The organism is Marisediminitalea aggregata (assembly GCF_900129565.1).
Lineage (GTDB): Bacteria > Pseudomonadota > Gammaproteobacteria > Enterobacterales > Alteromonadaceae > Alteromonas > Alteromonas aggregata.
Window position 1 is genome coordinate 31,065 of sequence record NZ_FQWD01000011.1, and the last position, 2,336, is coordinate 33,400.

General features: G+C 55.2%; 1 protein-coding gene. It reads left to right on the top strand.

The window, feature by feature from the left end; genetic code table 11:
- On the top strand, window positions 1-2,336 hold a 2,336-nt coding region (locus tag BUB81_RS22250; RefSeq protein WP_073325420.1), incomplete at both ends, for a beta strand repeat-containing protein.

Below are 2,336 nucleotides of genomic sequence, written 5' to 3' on the forward strand. Positions count from 1 at the left end.
CCAACCTTAACCGGCACGGGTGAAGCGGGCGCGACCGTGACGTTAACGATCACCGATGCCAATGGCACCACACAAACCGTGACGACCACCGTGGACGGTTCAGGTAACTTCAGCGTGGATGTGCCTACTGATTTAGCCGAGGGCAGCTTTACTGTTAGTGCGACTACGTCGGATGATGCGGGCAATACCGCCTCTGCGTCTGGCACTGGCAACATTGATACCACTGCACCGGTACTCACCCTAACTGACCCTGGTGAGACCAACGATACCACGCCAACCTTAACCGGCACGGGTGAAGCAGGTGCCACAGTGACGTTAACGATCACCGATGCTAATGGCGCCACGCAAACCGTCACGACTACCGTGGACGGTTCAGGCAACTTTAGTGTGGATGTCCCCACCGATTTGGCGGAAGGTAATTTCACGGTCAGCGCGACTACATCGGATGACGCAGGCAATACCGCCTCTGTATCCGGTACCGGTAACATCGATACCACCGCACCGGTTATTTCAATTAATGATCCCGGCGTTGGCAGTGATGCAACCCCTACTATTACAGGAAGTACAGATGCAAGCGCTGGTTCAACCGTATCGTTATCGGTAACTGATGATAATGGAGTAACACAGAACTTCTCAGCAACGGTTGCGAGTGATGGCACCTACAGTGCAGATGTACCCAGTGACTTAGCCGAAGGAAACTATACCGTTTCCGCAACGGTTTCTGATAGTGCTGGCAATAGTGCTTCGGCATCAGCCACCGGCGAAGTTAACAGTAATGCCCCATTACTCACTATCGACCCGCCCGGTATTCTGGGAGATGCTACGCCATTAATCTCAGGTACAACGGATGTTGCAGTTGGTACGACGGTGACTATAGTTGTGACCGATGCCTTGGGTGTAAGCCAAACATTTTTCACTACCGTGCAAGCTGATTTGACATATAGCGCTTCTGTCCCGGCGATTTTGGCAGAGGGAGGGTTTAATATCGCTGTATCTGTCACAAACGGTGTTGGTGTCACGGCGTCTGTATCGACATCAGGAACTATTGATACAGTTGACCCGGTTATTAGCCTGGATGTGGTTGGAACAACAAATGTAGATACACCGGTGATCAGCGGTACGTGTGATGAAATCGGCGCGACCGTGAATATCAGTGTGGTCGACGGCGATGGTACGACGCACACCGTTTCGGCCACCGTGCAATCCGATGGTACCTTCAGTGTTACTATGCCGAGCGCATTGCCGGAAGGGTTACTTACTGTGAACGCCACCGTGCTGGACGATGCCGGTAACCTGGCGACCGCCAGTACGTCAGGTCTTATCGACCTGACGTTACCGACCTTGTCACTGGCGAGTATCGGTGACATTAACAACGATACGCCGGTGATCAGCGGAACCTGTGATGAAATCGGCGCGACGGTGAATATCAGTGTGGTCGACGGCGATGGTACGACGCACACCGTTTCGGCCACCGTGCAACCCGACGGTACCTTCAGTGTGACTATGCCAAATGCATTGCCGGAAGGGTTACTCACGGTAAACGCCACCGTACTGGATGATGCGGGTAACCTGGCGACAGCCAGCACATCCGGTCTCATCGACCTGACGTTACCGACGTTATCACTAGCGAGTATCGGTGACATCAACAACGATACGCCGGTGATCAGCGGTACCTGTGATGAAATCGGCGCGACCGTGAATATCAGTGTGGTGGACGGCGATGGTACGACGCACACCGTTTCGGCCACCGTGCAACCCGACGGTACCTTCAGTGTGACCATGCCCAGCGCATTGCCAGAAGGGCTGTTAACCGTGAACGCCACCGTGCTGGATGATGCGGGTAACCTGGCCACGGCCAGCACGTCCGGTCTCATCGACCTGACGTTACCGACCTTGTCGCTGGCCAGTATCGGTGACATCAACAACGATACGCCGGTGATCAGCGGGACGTGCGATGAAATCGGCGCGACCGTGAATATCAGCGTCGTCGACGGCGATGGTACGACGCACACCGTCTCGGCCACCGTGCAATCCGATGGTACCTTCAGCGTGACCATGCCCAGCGCATTGCCGGAAGGGCTGTTGACGGTCAACGCCACGGTACTGGATGATGCGGGTAACCTGGCGACCGCCAGTACGTCAGGTCTTATCGACCTGACGTTACCGACCTTGTCACTGACGAGTATCGGTGACATTAACAACGATACGCCGGTGATCAGCGGTACGTGCGATGAAATCGGCGCGACCGTGAATATCAGCGTCGTCGATGGCGACGGCACCACCCACACCGTGTCAGCCACCGTGCAATCCGACGGTACCTTCAGTGTGACTATGCC